Genomic DNA, 23,283 nt, shown 5'->3' on the forward strand with positions numbered 1-23,283 from the left:
AAATCAAAAAACAGCGAAAAGGAATCCAAAGGATCAGCGTCTCTGCAGATGTCGTCGGTAAGCCAGTCCAACCACGCAGCCGGCCAGCAAGCAAACCAGCGAGGCTGGCTCGGGCACCGTGGTTTGAGCGCTGGTTGCAACAGCCCCTGGAAGTCCAGCGCCGAAGTTGGCCTTCCACAGGTCGTAGTCGCCCGAGTCGACTCCTCCCATGCCGTCGCCGTTGTTCATCAAGACCGACTCGTCCGCGGCGCCAAGGTTGTTGCGCCACACCACGTAGTCGGCGAGATTCACAATGCCATCGCCATTGAAGTCGCCTTGCATTCCGAACGAGATAACCAGATCGGTCATGTCGACGATCGACGCGGAGAAGTTGGCCGGCAGGTTGAAGTTCACGCCCAGGTCGGTGATGCCTCCAGCTGCCGAGAGCAGCGTGTATTGCGCGCCTCCTGCCGGAGTGAAGCTGCCGAGCTTGGTGACGTCGATCGTGCCATCCAGCGTAGCGCTGCCCGATACGTCGATGAAATCCTGGCCAAACAGTGCGATATCGAACTCCAGCGCGGCGCTACCGTCCATCACCAGGTCGCCGTCGATGCTGATCGTCTGCCCGTCGTAGCGGCTCTCGGCAGGTTCCACGCCAGTGAGCGAGAACGACTCGATGACGCCGGTGGTATCCGAAGGTCGCGAGGCCGGGATGCCGACCGAGTTGATCGACTCGTCCAATAGGACCTCGGCCGCCCGAATCGTCTGGAATCCTGAGCCAAAGTCCGCTTCCATCGTGGCCGTCCAAGTGCCAGCTCCACCCGTGGTGTCGAGCGTGATGCGAATGTCGACGTCGCCGCCACTCTGGTTGGTACCGTTGACCCACGAAGTGGTGCTTGCCAGGCCGCTGTTTCCAGCAACAGCAAGGTCGCCGAGGAACGCCTGGTTATCGTCGGACGATGCGTCGCCACGCATCATTGCCCACGCCATGCCAATCACGTCGCCGGAGAGGAACCTGCTCGCGGTATTCGTACCGGTGCTCTGACCGTTGGCGAAACCGGCGCCAATCCAGTCGCTGTCGCCTGTCAAACCAGACAAGCTCGTCTCCAGCACGTAGGTCGAACCGTCGATGGGCGTGAAGGCCAGCGTTGCCGAAGCACCGGAACCTGCTGTGCCAACATTGCCGTCATCGCTAAACGTCGAGGAGGCGACCCACTTGGTCCCAGCGGTTGTCGTGTCTGGGGTAGTGTCGTTGAGCGGTCCGCCAGCGCCGCTGAAGTCGTCGGCGAAGAACGTCTGAGCACCGCCGGTCGCCACGCCGGTGCCGCCGACGGAGAGCGTTCCATTGACCACCATCCCGCCGGTGCTGGCGGTGTTCATTTCTAGTCGCGCGCCGCTAGCCACGGTGGTGGATCCGGCGTAGTCGTTGCCCGAGTTCTGGAGCTGTACGGTGCCAGAGTTCACGCTGACCGGGCCGTAACCCGTCATGCCACCCGAACCGGTCACCGTGTAGGTCGAACCGGCACCCCCGTCGAAGGTCACGCTGCCGGGCGCCACGTTGGTATCGACCGTGACATTCTTGTTGGCCACGTTGCCGAAGGTAACGTGATCCAACTGACTAAACTGGGGTCCGCCAGTACCGCTCCAGTTGCTGGTCGTCTTCACGTCCCAGGCGCTGCCGGCGGTGCCTTGCCACTGCAGGTTGGCGGAACTACCCGTCACACTGAGCACCACGTTGTTGCCTGAGTTCGTGACAGCGACCGTTTGGCGAAGTCCCGCGGTAATGTCGTTGCCCTGAGCGTCGAACACGGTTTCGGCGTAAGTTCCGTTGCCAGCCGCGCCCGACAGACTGAGCGAGTCGGCCTGAATCAACGTGTACGGCGCGCCCGCCAACGTGCCTTCCACCGGGCGAATGTTCACCTGGATGATGTTGCTGGCGGTACTGGCGTTGATCGTGGCGGTGCCTTCGACACGGAAGCGGTCGCTATCACCTGCGCTGGTGGTGTCGCCCAACTCAAAGTTCCACGCCCCTGCGGGTGTGTTGGCTGCGGTGGAGTAGCTGAAGTCGCCGCTGAGTGTCAACGTGCCCACGCTATCGCCAGGCGAGATGGTGGAATCGTCGAACGCGTTCAGGGATCCCCCTACGTTGATGTTTCCAGCTCCCGTTAGTTCCTGCCCCACCTCGTCGCCGGTGGATAGGGTCATATCCGGATCTTCGAGAATCTGCAGGCTGTAGTTAGAAAACGAGCTGATGTCGAACGTCCCACCGCTCTGCACCTCAATCGTGCGGCTGAATAGCTCGCCGGCAGTCCCCCCTGTGGACTGCACGGCGAGCGTTCCATCTTCGATAATGGTTCGCAGTTGGTGGTAGGCATCGCTGGCCGTCGATACACCGGGATCCTCCGCGGGCGGAGTGGTGGCGATGGTCCAGGTGCCAGCGCCGCGTTTGATGACGGAAGTCGATGCGTTCTCGGCGCCATCGCCAGCAGCAATCGTCCGGTCGACGATCTGTCCTGTGATGGTGCCGTTGCCCTGGCCGGTGAGAACCAGGAATCGCTCAGAGGAATCTGGCAGCATGATATCACCTGAGAGTGTCAGGTTTCCTCCCGCCTGCGACTCAACGACGTAACGATCTCCGCCCGGAGAACCAACGATGTCGCCGCCCCAACTGCTCGTGCCGGTTCCGCTGAGGTGTGGTGTAGCGTTCTCCGGTTGACGGCCGGAAAGGCTCAGCCGCTCGTCGGCAACCGTGGTACTGGATAGCTGCAGCGTACCTTCGGAGAGTCCTCCGGCCACTGTCGTTCCGGTGGCTGCAGTGCCATCGGAGGTGCCCAAGGCTTGCGCGTTGGCCACGGCCAGAGTGCCACCATCGACCTGCACAGTACCCGTGAAACCTGGATTGGCCGTAGCGGCCGTGACCACTTCGGTCGTGAGACCGGGAGAGCCGGGAGTGTTCGGATCGACGCCAGCCAGGGCAATGGTGCCCGCACCAGTAATCTCTTCGGTAAGCGTGCCGGACGCGCCGCCCCCTGCCCCATCGCCCGTGAAGCGGAACGTCGCTCCCGCGGCAACGTCAACCAACCCGGAGGACTGATTGATGGCGCCCAGCGAGGCGATCTCCAGTACGCCGGTGGCGATGTTGGTATTGCCGGTGTAGCTATTCGAGGTGTTGGAGAGTGTAACGGTGCCGCCGCCTAATTTGTTGAGCCCATTCGATCCCACGATCTGGGCCGAGATCGTGTGCGATCCTTGAATCGGGGCAACTGCAGCTGAGCCACTGAGGGTGAGCGTCGAAGGGCCCGCAAGGGTGTACGAATTGTTATTCGCGAACCGAATCTCCTCCAAGGTCACCGGGGAGTCGATCGTGACAACGGCAGAGTCCGAAGTGACAAGCGCGGTACCGAACAACACGCGATCGCCGCTGATGGGAAGCGTATCGTCCGTCCAGTTGGTAGCAGTGTTGTAGCTTCCGCCGCCATCGATATCCCATTCTTTGAGAGGCACCGCCAATCGGGTCAGTAGGAGGTTGTCGAAGTTTCCCCCAATGCCGGTGTTTGAAAGCGCCACGAAGTTGATTGGCGGGGCCGCTGCTAGGGACTCGGTTCGGTCCACTCCGTCGCCGCCATAGTCAATGCTCCACTCCCACTCCAGGCCCGTTGTGTCGAGTGTCATCACGACATGATCGGAACTTATAGTCGAAGAGTCGGCGCCCCCACCGGTACCCGGCCCCAAGAAGGAGGAATCGTTGCTGGTAGACATCCCCGCTCGAGAGATCATCCAGAGATGGGGGTTGGCGCCATTGGAAATAAACCGCTCGTCGAGGTTTGCGGGCGAGTTCTCGGCGAAGCCTATCGCCAACCAGTTGTTGCTGGCGGTGTTTGCAGTGACGATATCGGCGGAGAGCGAGTAAACGAAGTTTGGTTCAGGTGTAAAAGGCAGCAGCGCGGTGAAGCGGGAAGGCGAAGTGAGCACCGTGCCGTCAGCTTGGATCCCAGCACCCGCCGTCCAGCTGCCGCCCGTCAGGGAGACATCAGGAGTTGTTCCGTGCAACCCCACGGCGCCGCCGCTGAAGTCGTCGAAGTAAACAGTTTCCTGCGCCTGGGCTGTTACGAACGTCACGGCCGCCATGAAGGAGGAAAGCCCTAACCGCCAAGTAAGACTCTTGAGTTGCATCAATCGTTCTCCCTAGTCAAAACTCAAACGCAATTGAATGTACGATTCACGGTATGTACGTGGGACTATCGCTGCTGATCGCTTGTTTCTGGAAAAGGCGAAGCGAAGCTTGAATCTCGATGTTCAGCTTCACACGCCGGTACGGCTAGCACTGGGCGTCCGCTGGCTCTCTCGCGTAGAGTCGACAAGATCGGTCTGCCGACCGAACGCGTACCATTCGACACGCAACGCCATGTTGTTGGGACTATGCGTTGCATTCGGCCCAAGCCTATCTTCAGAGGCATAATGTGCGTTGAACACATCAACTTCAATGACGTTCTCTCCCTGAACGAGTTCGTCCGTCACTTCAACGTACCGGAACTTTCTCCGGTTAAAACTCGTGTGATGAACCGAGTCGACCCACGCTTCGACGTTCACGGCCACACCGTTAACGCGAACCTCCTGCACGCCGTTGTCGGCCAGAAAGCGTCCGAAAAGCTTGATCGTGACAAGGTCGAAACCGGTCAGATCGAAGGTAGTTCGAAACGTGTAAGTCGCGTCGACTTGCGCCTTTTTCCAGTTCGCGATCGAAACCCACTGAGAGTTGTTGCGATCGTTGGGCAGGTAGCGATAGTGTGGTTTGACAACAGTGGCGTACTGCGGCGACCCAAATCCTTCGGGCCCCGCTACGATTCGCCAGTTCTGGTCTTCGTCGCCTACCGACAAGCCGATTCCCGTGTTGCACAGGTTCACCGGACGATAAGGAGTGATGTCGGTAAGGCCCGGGAACTTCGGAAGATGACTGGGGGCAATGCGACTAGAAGTGCTGTGACCTTGTCGATCGACGGTGATCGACTCGCCCTTGGTGAGCAGCAAACCGCGCTGCGACTGCTCGCCCGACACCTTCGGATGCACACGCACCAATCCATCCAGAACGCGCGCTTCGTCGCCATCCTTCGTAGCGGCGCGGATCGAAAAGGTCGCCCCCAGGTCGACCACTTCCATCGTTTCGGTGGCCACGGTGAATCCCTCGGCCCATTCGGCAACATGCACCGCCAAGTGACCTCGATTCAACTTGATTCGATCCGTCGACTCAAAAGTGAGCGAGCACGGCCCCATAGCAACTACTTCGGCTCCATACCCCACACTGATGTGGGCTTCGCCGCTCTGCAACTCGAGCTGGTCGAGTTCATGAATGGTGTGACCTACGGCCAGGTTCGAACCGCGCCACTTGGTCTTGGTGTTCGAAGTGATTGTGGCGACCGGCGCGGGAGGCTGGTCGACCGAGACCCTTGTCACCTCGCCTGAGTCGCCCAACTGCATGGGAGCTTCTTGCTCTTGGTGCAGCAGCGGCACGCAAGCGATCGCTCCCAGCATGGCCGCGATTCCCACCGCCCACCACGTGCGGCGCGAGCCATTTCGACCGCGGGCCGAAATGGCCTTCGATGCGGGCACCTCGCGGTCGACGGCCGAACTGGCTGCTCTCGAGCGCACTTCCTCGTAAACCACTTGTCGCGCGCGAGACATTCTTACCGCCCCGGCAAGTTCGACATGAACCGCAACATAGTTGCGATACGCTGCGCGAACCTCAACATTATCGCGCAATTCCGATTCGAGGCGACTTTGCTCCGCTGCGCTCAACTCGCCTGCAACGGCTTTCTCGAAGAGCGCAACAAGGCCGTCGGGTAGACGTGCGGGATCATTCATGACACGACGTGACCTTCCTGCTGGAGCTTGGCCTGCACACAGCGGAACAACGCCTTGCGAATGCGCGCGAGTGTCTTGTACACGCTGCGGGACGACCGCCCGTCGTCCTCCGCTACCTTGCGGATCTTCCGATCGCCCTGGTAGCACTTCTCCACCAGCTGACGGTCTTCGTCGCGCAACCTATCCAAGCATCCCACCAGTGCGCGGCGGCGGGCGAGCAACACTTCGGTGTCGTCCGATCCATGTTCGTCGGCCAACTGCGCGACCACGTCGTTGTCGAATAACAGCCTCTTACGGCTCCGCGCATGCTCCAAGGCCTTGAGCTTCGCAATCGAACACGCCCAGGCCGCGAAATTGGTGCCCGGCTCGTATTGGCCCGCCTTCTGCCACATGGTGAGCACGGTTTGCTGAAACAGGTCCTCGGCCACGTCGCCCGACGGCGAAATGGACCACAGAAGCCCCATAATCTGGGCTTCGTGTCGGGCCAGCAGCTCCAAAAATGCTTCTGAATTCACGGGGAGTTATAGGGGTGCTGTTGAAGAGCCTTGGACTTGGGTGCCAGTATAAATGACGGCTACCCACAGAATTGCCCCAGGAAATTCTCAAAAAACTCCGAATCGCCCTGGCGGACCGGCGGCAAGGCACAGACTCGGATGCAGCCGGTTGCCGCTGTTGTAACCGGTATACGTGTTTTAAGCATTCTGCCGGCGACGGAATTGTTAGCGTCGGCTGCGGCGATTCTCATCGCGAACCCAATGGCGGGACGATGTATCCGATGACTGGATGCTCTGAGCGCTGAGGGACCGGCGCGCGCATGACTGTTACTATCCCCTCCCCTCGTTCGTCGGTCCACGGTTGATGTTCAAAAACCGCAATCGCCAATTGGACATAGCTGCGCTGCTGCTGGCCGCCATTACGGTGCTGACCGGCCTGTCGCTATTTACTTACGATCGCGCCGACCCGGTCGCGCTCACCAACTCCTCCGCCGGCATGGTCTATCCCCTGCCCGAGGCAACCCACAACGCGTGTGGGCGGTTGGGCGCGGTGTTGTCGCATCACCTACTGCAGGCGTTGGGCATTGGTGCGTATGTCGCGCTGGGTACGCTCGCTGTGCTGACCGTGTTTCTGCTCATGCAGCGGAAGATCAGCCAACCGACGTTACGCCTGGTGGGTTGGGGCTTGGCAATGCTTGGCATTTGCACACTCGCGGCGCTTCTGATGCCCCGCTGGACGCCCGGCCCGATGATCGGAGCCGGCGGATACCTGGGCGCGATGGGCCGGGCGTGGTTGGAAGCGAACTTCGCCCACGCGGGCTCGTTGATCTTCGCCCTGAGTGTGTTGGCGGCTGGGTTGCTGCTGTCGACCGACTACCTGGTATTCCAACTCGCTGCGGCAACCACGAAGGTCTCGGGGCGAGGCTTGGTAAACTTGGGCCGCGCTACGACCAGTCGCCGGCCCAAGACCGATGTTGAACAGCCGATCGACCTGGGCGGCGGGGAGGAAGAAGAAGAGTACGAGTCGGACGAGTATGAATACGAAGACGACGAAGCGTGGGAAGAAGACTACGAAGAGGAGGACGACGAGGACGACTCGGAGTTGACCGTCCGCACGCCGGGCGGCAAGACGGCCGACGAGGTGGCAGAAGAAGAGCAAAAAGCCGCCGAAACGGCCACCAAGAGCACCTTGGGTCGCATGGCGAAACGGCTCACGGCCGCTTTCACTGGTGAAGAAGACGCGGACGAACCGGAACCTGCGGCCGAAGCAGCGGAAGAAGAGGAAGCTCCCGCCGCCGAACCCGCGCAGGCGGAGTCGGCTCCCCGCTTCAAAAAGCCAAAGCCGCGCAGTGAGCGCGAGGAGATCATCGAGCAACTCGAAGCCGCGGACCACGATGGCGCCCCGTCGGCGGACTACGAATTGCCTTCGATCGAATTGCTCGATCCAGCCGAGGACGTCTCGTACGAGGAGCACGAAAAAGAGGTTCGCCGCAAAGCCAAGGTGCTCGAGCGAACGTTCAAGAACTTCGGCTTCAACGTCCGCGTGGTCGAGATCGAAACCGGTCCGGTCATCGCTCAGTACGAGGTGCAACTCGAAGCAGGGCTGCGGCTCTCGAAGATCACCGGCCTGGCCGACGATCTGGCCATTGCCCTACGGGTGCCGAGTGTGCGCATCGTCGCTCCTATCCCCGGCAAGAATACGGTGGGCATCGAAGTGCCCAACGAGCAACGCCAGTTGGTCCGCCTCCGCGAAGTGATCGAAGAGACCAACGGCAAAGCCGCGCGGATGAAGATTCCCATCTACCTGGGCAAGGACGTCGCGGGTAATTCGATGACGGTCGACCTGGCGGCGCTGCCCCACTTGTTGATCGCCGGACGGACCGGTACGGGCAAGAGCGTCTGCTTGAACTCGATCATTGCGTCAATGCTGATGACGCGCGGACCCGACGAAGTGCGGATGCTGATGATCGACCCGAAAATGGTCGAACTATCCGGCTACCGCAAGCTGCCGCACCTGATGCATCCGGTGGTCACCGACATGAAGAAGGCCGAGGCTATCCTGGCCTGGGCGGTCGACAAAATGGAAGAACGCTACGCCTTGCTGGCCAAGGCGGGTGTGCGGCATGTGAGCGTCTACAACCAGCTAGGCGAGGAGGAGCTGCGCGAGCGCATTCAACCGGCCAGCGAGGCGGAGTGGGAAGAGGTCCCCAAACAGTTGCCGTTCATCGTGATTGTGGCCGACGAGATGGCCGACCTCATGATGACCGCCGGCAAGGACGTCGAGCAGCACATTATTCGTCTCGCGCAAAAGAGCCGCGCGGTTGGCATCCACCTGATTCTCGCCACGCAGAAGCCGACCGTCGACGTGATCACTGGCTTGATCAAGAGCAACCTGCCCGCGCGGATCGCCTTCCAGGTCGCCAGCCGCACCGACAGTCGCGTAGTGCTCGACGAAATGGGCGCCGACAAGCTATTGGGCAACGGCGACATGCTGTTCCTCTCGCCCGGCACGAGCATGCTGTTGCGCGGCCAAGGCACATTCCTTTCCGACGACGAGATCACCCGCGTGGTCGACTTCGTCGGCACCGACGAACCGCAGTTCGCCGGCGAGCTGATGCAGCTCAAGACTAAGGAAGAAGTCGAGGCCACCGCGGGCAGCTTGAAGAACCGCGACGAGCTGTACGAAGCGGCCATCGAAGTGGTAGTGCGCGAGGGTCGCGGCAGCGTGTCGTTGCTGCAACGCGCGCTCGGCATTGGCTATGGCCGCGCGGCACGGTTGATCGACTTCATGGCCGAAGACGGCATCGTCGGCCAGTACAACGGTTCGCAGGCGCGGGAAGTGACGATCACCATCGCCGAGTGGGAAGCCATGCGCGACGGCGAAGGCGGCGGCGAGCCTCCAAGCGGCGACACAACCGCTCCTCCACCGACCACGCTGCTGGAAGAGCCCAAGCCCAAACGCTCGAACCGCATCGCCTATCAATCGGAACCGGACGAGGAAGAAGCCGACGAATCCGCACCGTGGGAAGACTCCGACGTCGACGAAATGCCAGAGGATTCCGATTCGGCTGAAGCCGAAGAAGACGAGGAAGAGTACGAAGAGGCCTACGAAGAAGAATCTTACGAGGAAGAAGCCTACGAAGACGAGGGCGAGGACGACGAAGAATACGAACCGGATGCCGAGGCCGAAGAAGAGTACGAGGAAGAAGAGGAGTACGACGAGTCTTACGGCGAAGACGGCGTGTGGGACGAAGAAGATGAAACCGATGAGGAATGGGACGAAGCGGAAGAAACAGAGGAAGACGAGCGCGAAACCGTAGCTTGACGCCCATGATCCCAGACCCGCCGGACTTGACCCGTGCGGATCATCAGCTAGACTTGAGCTGTCGAACTACTCAAATCCCTAGAAAACCGCCAAAGAACCCTTCCCATGATTCCCCAACCAGCTAACTCTGGCGTGCGAATCATTATTATTGCGGGACGACGGCGGTCTTAGGGCGGTTCAACCAATCCGGTACAATCTCGACCCTGAGGCCAAAAGCCTCAGGGTTTTTTCGTTTGAGAGGGGTCGAGCCCCTGACCCCCGAATCCTGACCCCTCAATCCTGCCATGAAAATCGAACTCTACGACACCACTCTCCGCGACGGCGCTCAGGGCGAGGGGGTGAACTTCTCGCTGGACGACAAGGTGATGATCGCCCGGCGGTTGGACGAGATGGGATTCGACTACGTCGAAGGGGGCTATCCGCTCTCGAATCCCAAGGACGCCGAATTCTTCCAACGAATAGCCGCCGAGCCGCTGAAGCACAGCAAGGTCTGCGCGTTCGGCATGACCCGCCGCAAAGGCGTGGCGCCGGCCGACGATCCGGGGATGAAAGCCCTCGTCGAGTCCGAAGCTCCGGTGATCACCATTGTCGGCAAGACCAGCGACTTCCACGTGCACGAAGTCTTGCGTGTATCGCTGGAAGAGAACCTGGCGATGATCGGTGAGACAGTGGAGTACTTTGTGAAGCTCGGCCGCCAGGTGGTGTACGACGCCGAGCACTTCTTCGATGGCTGGAAGGCCAATGCCGAGTACGCGGCCCAGACCATCCAAGCCGCTTCGCAGGCCGGTGCGTCGCACATTGTGATGTGCGACACCAACGGCGGCAGCATGCCCGAGGAAGTCGCCCGCATCGCCAAAGAAGCGGCCGCAAAGACCGACACACCGCTGGGCATCCACACGCACAACGATTGCGACCTGGCGGTGGCCAACTCGCTGGCCGCGGTCGACGCCGGCGCGGTGCACGTGCAAGGCACCATCAACGGGCTGGGCGAGCGGTGCGGCAACGCCGACCTGGTCTCGGTGACCGCGAACCTGGCGATCAAGAAGCAAGGCTACCAGGTGCTGGAGCGCGGCGAGCTGGAGCACCTGACCGAACTGTCGCGTTACGTTTACGAAATCGCCAACATGAGCTACCGCATCAGCCAACCGTTCGTGGGTCCCAGCGCGTTCGCCCACAAAGGGGGCATGCACGTACACGCGGTGAATCGCGTGGCGCACAGCTACGAGCACATCGCGCCCGAGGTGGTCGGCAACGAACGCCGGGTGCTAGTGAGCGAACTGTCGGGCCGGTCGAACATCATCGCCATGACCACCAAGCACGACATCGCCGAAGACAAACAGTTGATGGATCGTATCCTCCGCGAGGTAGTCGACAAGGAGAACCAGGGCTACCAGTTCGAAGCAGCCGAGGCGTCGTTCGACCTGTTGGTCAAACGGGCGGCCGGTACCTACACACCGCACTTCGAGTTGGTGAAATTCCACACGTCGGTCGAAAGCCGCGGCGGCCAGCCGGTCACCGAGGCGACCGTGAAACTGCTAGTGGGCGACGAGGTGCGCCACGAAGTGGCCGAGGGCGACGGCCCAGTGAACGCCTTGGACGCCGCTCTCCGTAAGGCGCTCAACGGATTGTTCCCGAACCTCCGCGGCCTGCATCTGGTCGATTACAAGGTACGCGTCATCAACAGCGAAGCGGCCACCGCGGCCAGCGTTCGCGTGGTGATCGAAAGCCGCGACGCCGACGGCGAAGCCTGGGGCACCGTGGGCGTAAACGAAAACGTGATCCAAGCTAGCTGGGACGCCCTGGTCGACAGCATCGAGTACAAGCTGTGCAAAGACGAGGGGCTAGAGGTCGGGAGCTAGGGGTCAGGGAGCTAAGGCTTGTAGCCACGGAGCTGCGCCTCCGCGGAAATAGAAGACCTGTAGAGCACATCCATGGCCGGTAAATTCACTCGCATCATGTACGTCGAACTAAAGTCGGGCTATAGCGACAATGGCCCCGCTTGGATTACGCGCGTTCGATTCTCGCGCACCATGGCGACCGCCTACTTTCGAGACCGCGTGCTGAAGCGTGGCGGCGGCCAGTTGATCCAGGGCAACTTCTACGACGAAGAGAGCGGTGAGGAATACTGGGTTTCAGGTCCCAAAAAGAGCGCGCCCGATCGGCACTGGGCGGGAGGCGGCTTGGTGTCGGTCGATCCGGATGTCGCGGAGGATTACTGGCGGGAAGTTCGCGGCTGCGAGCCTCCGCCGAACCCTTTGGTGGCCTAAAGGTCCAACGAATCGATCACCCTTTGCGCGACGGCCGATTTCCGGGAAAATCGTCTCTTTCACCGTCCGCACTCCGCCTTCCGCACTCCTATCCATGAAATCTCTCCCCGCCCAGTACGATCACGCCGCCGCGCAGGATAAGTGGTATCCGTTTTGGGAGAAGAAGGGGTACTTCCACGCCGACCCCAAACTGTCGCAGACGGTCGACGGAAAGCCCCCCTACACGATCGTCATCCCCCCGCCTAACGTAACCGGCGCGCTGCACCTGGGGCACGCCCTGAACAACACGCTGCAGGACATCCTGATCCGCATGAAGCGGATGCAGGGGTACAACACGCTGTGGATGCCCGGCACCGACCATGCTGGCATCGCCACGCAAGCGGTGGTGGAGCGGCGGTTGTTGGCCGAGGAGAAACTCTCGCGCCACGACCTGGGCCGCGAAGGCCTGGTGGACCGCATCTGGCAGTGGAAGGAGCAATACGAGAAACGCATCCTCGGCCAGCTCAAGCAACTTGGCTGTAGTTGCGATTGGGAGCGAACGCGGTTCACGCTCGACGACGTTTGCGCCCGAGCGGTTCGTGAGACGTTCTTCAAGCTGTTCAGCGACGGCAAGATCTACCGTGGCAAGCGGCTGGTGAACTGGGACACCTACCTGCAGACGGCCGTGAGCGACGACGAGGTGTTCCACGAAGAAGTGAAGGGGCACTTCTGGCACTTCCGCTATCCGGTGATCGATCCCAAGCCGGGCGAGCCGACGCACGTGACCATCGCGACCACGCGACCCGAGACCATGCTCGGCGACACGGCCGTGGCGGTGCACCCCGACCCGACGAAACAACTCGCGAAGGTGAAGAAGGAACTCGAAGAAAAGCTGGCCGCTGCGCCCGCCAAGGAGCGTCCGCCCATCGAAGCGCAGCTTGAAGCTCTGGCCGAGCGCGAGAAGACCAAGCTTGCCGAACTGCAAACGCTCACCGAAATGGCCGCGCGGGGCGTGATGCTCGAGCTACCGCTGACCGGTCGACAGATTCCCTTGATCGCCGACATTTGGGCCAAGCCGGAACTCGGCTCGGGCTGTGTAAAGATCACGCCGGCGCACGACGCCAACGACTACGACGTCTGGCAGAGAAACCTGGACATAGGCGCGATCAACATCCTCAACCCCGATGGCACGCTCAACGAGAACGTGCCCGAGAAGTACCGCGGCCTCACGATGAAGAAGACCCGCGACATGGTTGTCGAGGATCTCGAGGAGCTCGGCCTGCACGATCCCGAGACCGATCGCGAAGACCGCGTGATCGACCTGGCGCACAGCGACCGCTCGAAGACACCGATTGAGCCCTACCTGGCCGACCAGTGGTTCGTGAAGATGGGCGAGCTGGCTCAAACCGCCATGGACGCCGTATCCAGCGGCAAGGTGCGTATCATTCCTGAACGGTACACCAAGACGTATCTCGACTGGCTGAGCGAAAAACGCGATTGGCCAGTGGGGCGGCAGCTCTGGTGGGGGCATCGGATTCCGGTTTGGACGGGGGTTGCCAACCAGGACCAGAAGGGAATAGAGACGTCATTCCAATCGTACTTCACGCACATGGGAGTGCCACAGGAAGATTACAGCATTCAATGGGGCGAAGGCGGCAAATTCATGTGCTGCTCCCGGTCAACTGCATCGGACGAAGCGCTTTCGGCACTCGTTGATTACGTGAATCTGCCTAAGCATGGAACTCTAGCGCGTGATGAGATGCCTCCAACCTCGGAGTCGTCGCCAAAGCTTGATCGAGCACTTAAGTTGTCGTTTAACATTGGACTCGGACTCGAAGATTTAAGGCAAGACGAAGAAGTCCTCGACACCTGGTTCAGTTCTGCCCTCTGGCCGCACTCGACGCTGGGTTGGCCTGAGGAGACGGACGAGTTGCATGCGTTCTATCCCACCACGACACTCATCACGTCGCGCGACATCATCACGCTGTGGGTCGCTCGCATGGTGTTGATGGGCGAGTACAACATGGGCGAGGTGCCTTTCCACGAGGTGTACATCCACCCCAAGATCCTCGACGGCTTCGGCGAAGGAATGAGCAAGTCGAAGGGCAACGGTATCGATCCTTTGGACGTGATCCAGAAGTTCGGCGCCGACGCGTTGCGGTACGGCGTCGCGGACATGACGACCGAGACGCAAGACGTCCGCATGCCAGTGGAGTACGAGTGTCCGCACTGCGACGCGCTGATCAAGCAAACCAAGAAGAACATGAAGCTTGCTCGCATCGAGTGCGACAAGTGCAATGAGCCGTTCGGCACACAGTGGGCCGAGACCGACGAGGACAAAGCCCTCAAGCGCGGCGCCGTGGTGAGCGACCGTTTCGAAAAGGGTCGCAACTTCTGCAACAAGATGTGGAACGCGTCGCGGTTCTCGCTCACCAACCTGGAGGACTTCCAGTCGGGCGAGGTGGCGGACGGCGACTTACTGCTCGAAGACCGCTGGCTCCTCTCGCGCTTGGCGACCGTCACCCGCCAGGTGACGCACGCCCTGAATACCTATCGCTACTCCGACGCCGCGGGGACTCTGTACGACTTCGCGTGGCACGAGTTCTGCAGTTTCTACATCGAGATGACCAAAGCCAGGTTCGACGTGCCGGAGCAGAGAGCAACCGCGCAGCGGGTGCTGGCGCACGCGCTCGACACCCTGTTGCGGCTGCTGCATCCGATTGTGCCGTTCCTGACCGAAGAGATCTGGCAGCACTTGAACGAAGTAGCGCCGGTTCGCTCGCTCACGCACCCCGACCGTGCAGCCACCGAGAGCATCTGCATCTCGCCCTGGCCCGAGTGGCACGACGGGCACGTCGATCCGAACATCGAGTCGCAGTTTGCCGAATTCGAGGCGGTGCTGGGCGCGGTGCGGGAGATTCGCAGCCGACAGAACATCGCGATGAAGGACGCCCTGGCGTTCAGCGTAAAGTGCTCGCCGGAAGTTGCCGAGCGGCTTGCCGTGATGCAGCCGTACTTCAAGAAGATGGCCAATGCTACCGCTTCGGATATGGGACCCAAAGTCACCGCACCCGATATGGCGGCCAGCATTCCGCTCTCCGGCGACTTGGTTGGCATTGAAGTGTACGTGGATGTAAGCGAGTACATCGACGTGGAGGCCGAACAGAAGCGACTCACGGCCGAAGAAGAGAAGCTGGTGAAGTACGAGCGATCGATCAACGGCAAGCTGAAGAACGAGAAGTTCGTCGCCAACGCCCCGCACGAAGTGGTGCAGGCCGAGCGAGCCAAGCTGGCCGACGTCGAAAAGCAACTGGCGAGCATTCGCGCGGCGCTCGCGAAGCTGCAGAAGTGATGGTATCGTCCCCTCTCCCGGGAGAGGGGACTCCGCGTTTACGCGACCTTCAGGTCGTTGAAGAACCTTGGCAGCTCGCCGCCGCTGCAACCTGCGCACAGATCGGCCGCTTCGTCGCCCACAAGCGTTGTTCGAGCGAAAGCTCGCTGCACTTGTCAGGCGTGGTTGCTCCGCAGTGTTCGCAGCGGTACTGGCAGCGGGTCGTGATGCACACGTGCGTGGAAAGCGGCGCGGAGCGCTCTCCGCGGGCGAGACTGGCGTACTTTTTGTCTTTGCACTTGGCTCCTTCGAGGAACGTCTGAAACGCGCGCGACGGCATCGGCGGAAAGAACGAACTCACCACGTACTTGTCTTCGAATGGAATGACTCGCTCGCCGCGCGCCGCGCCTTCGAGAATCTTCACTTGATTGCGCGACCGGTACTCTGGATCGCTGCGCAAGCTGCGGTCCATGTCGACGACGAACTGCAAGTAGCTTGGATCGGAGAGCATTCGCTGTACGTCTTGGCGGTGAGTAAGCATCGTTGGTATTCCTCTATCGTTAAGCTCCACAAGACTGGCATTGCGCCGCGTATTCCATTGTGATTATCGGGAAGTGGGCTAAAGAAATCGACCACTTTCGTGCAGTCCAAGTGGAGCCGACAGTCCGGTTCAGAACCGCACACTTCGCCCGCTTCGCAAAGGACCTCTTTGCATCCTGGGAACTTGTCATGGTAGACTGCTGGCGCGCTTGGACTGTGCCCGTTCGCACGCTTGCTTGAGGGAGGAAAAAGTCATGGCTTCGCGTTTGTTTGCCGGTTTGGTGGTTCTGATGATTGCTTGCGTGGCGGTCGGCTGGCCGGCGCACTCGGCCGAAGAGACCGACACGAACGAGCAGTTGGCCAAACAAATCACGTCACTGCTCAACCAGCAGAAGGAGTACTGGAACGCAGGCGACATCGATGGCTTCATGCGGTACTACTGGAAGTCGGACGATCTGACATTCTCGGCCGGTGGCAAAACCCGGCGCGGGTGGGGCGAGACACTGCGGCGGTATCGCGAGCAATACCCGACGCCTGAGAAGATGGGTAAGCTCACGTTCTCCGAGTTGGAAGTACGCCCCATCGGCAGTTCGGCCGTGTTAGTGCTGGGTCGTTGGGCCTTGGAGCGGGAACCCGATCCGGTTAGCGGTAATTTCACGTTGGTACTGGAGCGGCACGCGGGGCGGTGGCTCATTATTCACGACCACACTTCGCGCGAAGTAATTACCGAAGAAGAGTAAGGATGCTGTTCCGGCGCACACGGCGTGACTACAATAGAACGAGTTAAAGCATCAGGCTCATCCCCGCAGCAGCATCAAAAGGAATCGCGGCATGCCAGTCGCCATGGAGCTTTCGCGGATTATCATCAGCGAAATCAACGATAGTCAGGTGATCTACCTCAAAGAGGTGGATGGCACGCGGACGTTTCCCATCCTGATCGGCATCTTTGAAGCCACCAGCATCGACCGCCGCGTGAAGCACATCGAAACGCCGCGGCCGCTGACGCACGACCTGCTGGTCGGCGTGGCCGAAGCGCTGGGTGGTGAGTTCCAGGACGTGGTGATCAGCGCACTGAAGGACCACACCTACTACGCCCAACTGCGCATCCGGCAGGAAGGCGAGCTGGTAGAGATCGACGCCCGACCCTCCGACGCCATCGCGGTAGCGGTGACTTGCGACCCACCGCTGCCCATCTACGTGGCCGAAGACGTACTGACCGATTTGGCAAACGAGCTATAAACCTCAGGATTCCAGTGTCATGGAAGATCGCACGCGGTTTACGACCGAACAGGTGCTGCGCGGGATTCAGGCGTATGTGGAGTTGGATGTTGATAAAGAACTCGTGATTGACCCGGATGCGTCGGTGAATGACTATCGCCAAGCCATCGAAGATAGCCATGAATGCCCGCTTTGCTTTCTTGAGATGTTGGCAGAGTACTTTGGCTTTCAATACAGCGAAACGCGTTGGGCGGTGTGGCTGAAAATCAAGTCGCCCCCTGGTCTGTCAAAATCCGAGCGAAAGCGGGCATGGGAACACTGGCAAGAAGTGACCAGCAAGACTATCACCGTTCGCAAGTTGGCCGAACACATCGCCGACCATGCACCGGGCACGTCCATGAAGCCTGCCACCGTGTTCGGCGTTGAATGTGCGCCAGCTGGCGTGTTTCGTGGACTGTGCCAGCTGCCGGAGGTGCGCGGCAAGCGTGTCGCTCCTTCCACAAGAATATCCCAAGTCATGGGCTGCTCCAAGATCGAGGAGATGTGGGGACGCGCTAAGTGGATCTCTGGATCGAACCTACCAATGTTGAAACGCAACCCTTGGTGGTCGCTTCGCTCGCCGGCAGACTGGATTGATGCGGTTGGGCAATGTCTCGCTATCGTCGTAGCTCTCGCCACGCTAATCTACATTGGCCTGGAAACGGACTCGGCGTTCTACGCTTTTGCAGCCGCCGTGCCGACGCTGGGAATTCTGCTGATCTTGACGTACTGCGCAAGCGATACGCAGCGCAATCCCCTGCCAGAAGGGGTGACCACGTTCGGCGACCTGGCGCGTTTGATCGCCAAGAGCGAAGCGGTTTCGTAGTCCTAAGCGGTTCAAGGTGCGACCCACCGCTGCCCATCTACGTGGCCGAAGACGTACTGACCGATTTGGCAAACGAGCTATAGACCTCAGGAGTCCAGTGTCATGGAAGATCGCACGCGGTTTACGACCGAACAGGTGCTGCGCGGGATTCAGGCGTATGTTTCGGAGCACGTCGACACGGCGCTGGTTATCGATCCGGACGCATCGGTGAACGACTATCGTGAAGCGATCGAATTGAGCCACGATTGCCCGCTGTGGTTTCTGACCATGCTGTCGGAGTACTTCGGCTTCGAGCACAGCGAGACGCGGTGGGCTGTTTGGCTAAAGCTCAAGGCCACTCCAGGGCTTTCGAAGTCGGAACGAAAGCGTGCGTGGGAGTACTGGCAAGAAGTGACCAGCAAGACAATCACCGTTCGCAAGTTGGCCGAACACATCGCCGACTACGCGCCGGGCACGTCCATGAAGCCTTCCACCGTGTTTGGCGTTGAATGTGCGCCGGCCGGCGTGTTTCGTGGACTGTGCCAACTGCCGGAGGTGCGCGGCAAGCGTGTCGCTCCGTCGACGCCGCTGCGGTCAACTCTGCTGGGATACCGCCTGCGAAGCTTCTACGGTCGCTCGGAATGGATAAGTGGGACTAGGCTACCTCCCTTGGTTGGTACCTATGGTGATTTTGGGTTGCCTCACGCTATAGGTATCGCTCTGATATTCCATCTATTTGCCGTCCCAGCCGGGGTCGGCCTTCTGGAACTTTTCAGTCAGCCGATCATTGCGGGGCTGGGAGCACTGTGCGCAGGTGTAGCAGGGACATGTTTAGTCGGCTTTGTCGTGGGAACGATTTCCGACTGGCTCCGCAATCCCTTACCCGTCGGCATCAACACGTTCGGCGATTTGGCGCGCGTGATTGCGAACGGTGGCGCGGTTTCGTAGAGCCCAGAGAAAAGAGACGCGAGCCGCGGCACGATTGCGGTCTCGGTCATGCTCCGGCTAGTGGAAAGTGTTCCCCTCGACCGCCGAGTGGGTTGGTTGACGAACCCGGCGTAAATGCCGGGCCTAAGTCTACCTACGCTTCGCTTTCGCGTTTGCGTCGTTGCGATTCCACGCGGCCTTTGAGGAACTTGCGAATCGCGCTGCCGAACTCGCCCGCGGTGGCGTAGCGGTCGTTCGGATCGTGCGCCAGGGCCTTCATCAGGATTTGCTCGACTTCGCTGTTGAACTTGGGGCTTAGTTCTCGCGGGCTGCGGGCGGGGCTTTCGGCGATTTCGCGGATCGTCTCCCAGCGGTCGGAGTGATTTACTTTGTGCGGATGCTTTCGTAGCAACATCACGTACAGGATGATCCCCAGCGCGTAGATGTCGGCGCGGCCGTCGAGTGAATCGGTGTCGCCGCGGGCTTGTTCGGGCGACATGAACATCGGAGTGCCAATCACGGTACCTTGCATCGAGCACAGCGACGACTCCTCTTCGGAGGCTTCGAACATGCTGCGGGCGAGACCAAAGTCGACAAGTTTTGGTTCGCGTTCGGCCGTAAGCATGATGTTCGAGGGCTTCAGGTCGCGATGGATCACCCCTTTGCGATGGGCGTAGTCCAACGCATCGCACACCTTGGCGGTCATCAAGAGCAGTAGCGCCGGTTTGGGTGAGTGCTTCTTGACGAAGTGCTCCAGCGTGCCCCCTTCGAGCAGTTCCACCGCGTAGTAGGCCAGCTTCTTGTCGATTTGGCTATCGAGGATTCGCGCGATGTTTGGGTGGTCGAGTTTCTTCATCAACTCGATCTCGCGGGCGAAGCGACTGAACACCTCGTCGGTCGCCAAGTCGACACGAATCATCTTCAGGGCGACCGTCTCGCCAGTCGACTGCTGCAGCGCTCGCCAAACGGTGGCAAACACGCCCTTGCCCAACATTTCCTTCACTTCGTAGCCATCGATTCGCGGAATCGCCCATTCCTTGGGTGGCACCAGTTTGACGATCCGCTCCGCGGCGGTCAGTCGTCGCTGCAGCACCTTGGGATCGATGGGCTTGGTGAGGTAGTCGTCGGCGCCCGCGTCCAGGCCGGCGACCATGTCTTCTTGGGCGTCGCGGCTGGTGAGCATCAGGACGTAGGTAAAGGGGTGCTCCGGATCGCGCTTCACGCGGCGGCACACATCGATGCCATCCATGCCGGGCATTTGCCAGTCGAGAATCACCAGCCGGGGCGAGTCGTCCCGGTTTAGAGCCTCCAACGCCTTGAGGCCATCTTCTACGGCCACCGGTTCGTGTCCCCACGATTCGACGTTGGCACACAGCACCTTGCGGTACATGACGTTGTCTTCAGCGATCAATACCTTCATAACGTGCTCCATGCACCGACAGCCTCAAGGCAGCTATCCGATCTTTGCCTTAAGTGCTTTCAGAGCGTCCATCAGCTTCCCCACGAGTTGTTCGAGGTCCTGCCATGCGGAGGGAAACGATTCCAGCATACCGTCGCGGCCCATGTACTCAATCCGCTTCGCCGCCTCCGCAGCCGAGTCGGCGGCAAAAAGGCCCACGGTGCTCTTGAGCGTGTGGGCCGATCGCATCACGCCCTCGGTGTCGTTCTCTTCGTAGGCGGCTTCGACGGCGGTCATCTGCTTGGGGCACTCGACTTCGAACAAGTTGATCATCTCCACCAACAGGCGTTCTCCTCCGCCAACGTTCTCCAGCGCCCGATCGTAGTCGAACAACGTAAGCGACGACTCCTGCGAATTATCGGTTGCAGGCGTTTCGGTCGCTCCGGGCGCAGGCTCCTGGCTTTCGGCGTCGGGCGAGATTTTCTCCACCGCGGCAAACAGTTCTTGCGGCCGGAATGGCTTGGCGACGTAGTCGTCCATGCCCGCTTCGAGGCATCGCTCGCGATCGCCCTTCATCGCATGGGCTGTCATGGCGATGATCGGGGTGTGCTTGCCCGAGAGCTGCTCCAACTCGCGAATGGCGGCCGTGGCGTCGAAACCATCGAGCACCGGCATCTGCACGTCCATCAGGACCAGATCGAACTGGTTTTCGCGCATCGCATCGAGCGCCAGTTGGCCATTCTCCACCGCGATCACCGTGTGCCCGCGCTTCTCGAGCAGGCTGACCGCCACCTGGCGATTCACCACCCCATCTTCGGCCAGCAGGATGTTGCGGCTCGTGAACTCGCCATCGCGTCGAGCGATCACGCTGTCGGTCGGCGATTCATCGACCCGTGCGATGCCCACCGCGATAGTGACCGCATTGAGCAGGTTCGATTGTGTCACCGGTTTGGTCATGCAGCGGGCGACGTTCAGGTCCTTGGCCATCTGCTTATCTCCGTGGCGGTCGGCGGAGGTGAGCATGATGATCGGCAGCGACTGCGTGTCCGGGCGCGCTCGCAGCCGTCGGACCAACTCGAAGCCATCCATCTGCGGCATCATCACATCCACTAGCGCCAACCGGAACGGCGTGCCAAGCTGTGCCATGCGATCGCATTCCGCTATCGCACGTTCGCCACTCTCGACCGTCAGCGGGCTCATGCCCCAATTGGTGAGCATTTCCTCGCAGATCACGCGGTTCGTACGATTGTCGTCCACCACCAGCACCGGCAGCAGGTGCAGTGTGGAGAGTTCGTCCATGGAGAGATCGGGAGCCTCGGCGGCCCGCTCGAAATCGACCGTGAAGTGGAACTCGCTGCCTTCGCCCGGCTGGCTTTCGACCTCAAGTTGCCCGCCCATCAATTGCACGAGCTGAGCGGAGATGGTGAGCCCCAGTCCCGAGCCGCCATACTGCCGCGTGGTCGACGCGTCGGCTTGGGTGAACGACTCGAATATCTTCTCTTTCTGTTCCGGCGTGATGCCGATTCCCGTGTCGGCCACCGCCAGGCGGAGCTTCGCCCGATCTTCGGTTAGCTCTTCCGGCGCGACACGGACCACGATCTCGCCATCGCTGGTAAACTTGATCGCATTGCTCACGAGGTTCACCACGATCTGCCGCAGCCGGCTGGCGTCGCCCACCAGGTCGTCCGGCACTTCGGGCAGGATGTGCACGGCCAGCTCGATGCCCTTCTTGGCCGCCCGGGTGGCCATGGTGTGCAGCGTGTTGCCGAGCGTGTCGCGCAGCTTGAACGGCAGATGCTCCAGTTCCAGCTTGCCGGCTTCGATCTTGGAGAAGTCGAGAATGTCGTTCAACAGCGACAGCAGCGCTTCGCCGGAGCTCTGCACGAGCAACTGATACTCGCGTTGCTCCTCGGTCAAATCGGTGTTCAGCAGCAGCTCGGTCATGCCGAGAATGCCATTCATGGGCGTGCGAATCTCGTGGCTCATGTTGGCCAGAAAATCGCTCTTCGCCCGATTGGCCGACTCGGCCAGATCGCGCGCGATGGTCAGTTCGTTCTGCATTCGCTTCAGCTCGGTGACGTCTCGCGAGATGCCGAAGGTGCCGACGATCTCTCCTTCGCTGTTGCGCAGCGGCATCTTGGTGGTCGACACCCAAGTGTCTTCGCGGTTCTCCCAGGTCTCCTTCTCCACCTGGGCCACCAGGGGCTCGCCCGACTCCATGATCTGCTTCTCGTCGTCCCGCGCCTGTTGGGCATGCTCGGACGAAAAGAAATCGGCATCGGTCTTACCAATCGCGTTATCAGGAACCTCGAGATGGAACTTGCCGGCCTGCGAATGGCTGACTCGCAAGAAACGGCTTTCGTCATCCTTAAAGTAGACCGCGTCGGGAATGTTCTCCATCAGCGACCGCATCAGGTCGCGCTCCAAGTCGAGTGCTTCCTCGGCCTCAACCTGTTCGGTGATGTCCCAGAACATCACGACCACGCCGACCACCTTGCCGCTGGCGTCGCGCAGCGGGCCCTTGATCCGCTCGACGCGCGTCGCCCGGCCGTCGGCGGTGCGGTCTTCGATGCCGCGGAGCACTTCGCCAGTGCGCAGCACGTGCTGGTCGTCCTTCTGATACTTCCTGGCAATCTCCTCGGGGAAGATGTCGAAGTCGGTCTTGCCACACACGTCGGCCAGCTCGCAGTTCTGCAGCGTGAGGTACTGCTGATTGGCGTACACCCGCCGACCCTCGGCGTCCTTCACCACGAGATTCAGCGGCAGGAGGTCCACCAGCGACCGAACGAACGACGCCGGACCGTCGCCATCCTCGACGCCAGACAACATGGACAACCAAAGGTCCGAATAAACACCACCCGAGGACATCTTCTTGCCTCGCACCGCGCCGCTTGTTGAAGAGAAGAGCACCGCCGAAGCGGCTGTGATTGCCATTGTTGGCTACGCCCATCTTACCAAAACGGTGGCGGAGGCCAAAACAATTCGGCGAAGTTCCAGCCACTGATAAACCAGCCACGTTTCGGAAGAAACTGCGGCTGTCGGCACAAAGTTGCGCAGAGGTCGTTGACTGGTAGCGTTGCAGCGAACGACAACTAACGGAATGAATTCCGCTCTACGGTCA

The 23,283-nt window shown here is 60.6% G+C and carries 14 protein-coding genes; 8 read left to right on the top strand and 6 right to left on the bottom strand.

What is annotated here, in order from left to right; translation table 11 throughout:
* Positions 1–33 precede the first annotated feature (33 nt).
* From ACQK2L_RS28490 to ACQK2L_RS28500, 3 genes are all read right to left on the bottom strand, one after another.
* A complete protein-coding gene (locus ACQK2L_RS28490) occupies positions 34–4,152 on the bottom strand; it encodes a beta strand repeat-containing protein (protein WP_425400442.1) in 4,119 nt (1,372 codons plus the stop codon).
* 129 nt (positions 4,153–4,281) lie between these two features.
* Positions 4,282–5,838, bottom strand: coding sequence for a hypothetical protein (locus ACQK2L_RS28495; protein WP_425400443.1), 1,557 nt, complete (start codon positions 5,836–5,838; stop codon positions 4,282–4,284).
* Complete coding sequence (locus tag ACQK2L_RS28500; RefSeq protein ID WP_425400444.1) at positions 5,835–6,353, bottom strand: sigma-70 family RNA polymerase sigma factor; 519 nt, start codon at positions 6,351–6,353, stop codon at positions 5,835–5,837. Before ACQK2L_RS28500 ends, ACQK2L_RS28495 begins: the two co-directional genes overlap by 4 nt.
* A 343-nt stretch (positions 6,354–6,696) precedes the next feature.
* Between ACQK2L_RS28500 and ACQK2L_RS28505 the strand changes: the two genes are divergently transcribed.
* The 4 genes from ACQK2L_RS28505 to ACQK2L_RS28520 all read left to right on the top strand — a co-directional run bounded on the left by ACQK2L_RS28505 (position 6,697) and on the right by ACQK2L_RS28520 (position 15,255).
* Entirely contained in the window at positions 6,697–9,657 is a 2,961-nt protein-coding gene (locus tag ACQK2L_RS28505; RefSeq protein ID WP_425400445.1) for a DNA translocase FtsK, read from the top strand.
* A gap of 284 nt (positions 9,658–9,941) precedes the next feature.
* Positions 9,942–11,516: a citramalate synthase gene (gene cimA, locus ACQK2L_RS28510; protein WP_425400446.1), complete on the top strand. Its 1,575-nt coding sequence runs from the start codon at positions 9,942–9,944 to the stop codon at positions 11,514–11,516.
* Between the two features lie 72 nt (positions 11,517–11,588).
* On the top strand, positions 11,589–11,924 hold the full coding sequence (locus ACQK2L_RS28515; protein ID WP_425400447.1) for a hypothetical protein: 336 nt from the start codon (positions 11,589–11,591) through the stop codon (positions 11,922–11,924).
* 94 nt (positions 11,925–12,018) lie between these two features.
* Entirely contained in the window at positions 12,019–15,255 is a 3,237-nt protein-coding gene (locus ACQK2L_RS28520) for a valine--tRNA ligase (RefSeq protein WP_425400448.1), read from the top strand.
* A 49-nt stretch (positions 15,256–15,304) separates the two neighbouring features.
* Here the strand turns inward: ACQK2L_RS28520 and ACQK2L_RS28525 are convergent, their stop codons facing one another.
* Positions 15,305–15,775 carry a hypothetical protein gene (locus tag ACQK2L_RS28525; protein WP_425400449.1) on the bottom strand — a complete coding sequence of 157 codons (471 nt, stop codon included), beginning with the start codon at positions 15,773–15,775 and terminating at the stop codon, positions 15,305–15,307.
* A 253-nt stretch (positions 15,776–16,028) separates the two neighbouring features.
* Here ACQK2L_RS28525 and ACQK2L_RS28530 point away from each other — a divergent pair, with 253 nt between their 5' ends.
* The 4 genes from ACQK2L_RS28530 (at position 16,029) to ACQK2L_RS28545 (ending at position 18,784) form a co-directional block, all read left to right on the top strand.
* Positions 16,029–16,514, top strand: a complete 486-nt coding sequence (locus ACQK2L_RS28530; protein WP_425400450.1) for a YybH family protein — start codon at positions 16,029–16,031, stop codon at positions 16,512–16,514.
* Positions 16,515–16,605: 91 nt separating this feature from the next.
* Positions 16,606–17,013, top strand: coding sequence for a bifunctional nuclease family protein (locus ACQK2L_RS28535; protein ID WP_425400451.1), 408 nt, complete (start codon positions 16,606–16,608; stop codon positions 17,011–17,013).
* Positions 17,014–17,032: 19 nt separating this feature from the next.
* Positions 17,033–17,857 carry a hypothetical protein gene (locus ACQK2L_RS28540; RefSeq protein ID WP_425400452.1) on the top strand — a complete coding sequence of 275 codons (825 nt, stop codon included), beginning with the start codon at positions 17,033–17,035 and terminating at the stop codon, positions 17,855–17,857.
* Between the two features lie 102 nt (positions 17,858–17,959).
* On the top strand, positions 17,960–18,784 hold the full coding sequence (locus ACQK2L_RS28545; RefSeq protein WP_425400453.1) for a hypothetical protein: 825 nt from the start codon (positions 17,960–17,962) through the stop codon (positions 18,782–18,784).
* Positions 18,785–18,917: 133 nt separating this feature from the next.
* Here ACQK2L_RS28545 and ACQK2L_RS28550 read toward each other — a convergent pair whose 3' ends face one another.
* Positions 18,918–20,183, bottom strand: a complete 1,266-nt coding sequence (locus tag ACQK2L_RS28550) for a protein kinase domain-containing protein (RefSeq protein WP_425400454.1) — start codon at positions 20,181–20,183, stop codon at positions 18,918–18,920.
* A gap of 33 nt (positions 20,184–20,216) precedes the next feature.
* Positions 20,217–23,096: a response regulator gene (locus tag ACQK2L_RS28555; RefSeq protein WP_425400455.1), complete on the bottom strand. Its 2,880-nt coding sequence runs from the start codon at positions 23,094–23,096 to the stop codon at positions 20,217–20,219.
* Between the last annotated feature and the right edge of the window lie 187 nt (positions 23,097–23,283).

The organism is Aeoliella sp. (genome assembly GCF_965227375.1).
Classification (GTDB): Bacteria; Planctomycetota; Planctomycetia; order Pirellulales; family Lacipirellulaceae; genus Aeoliella.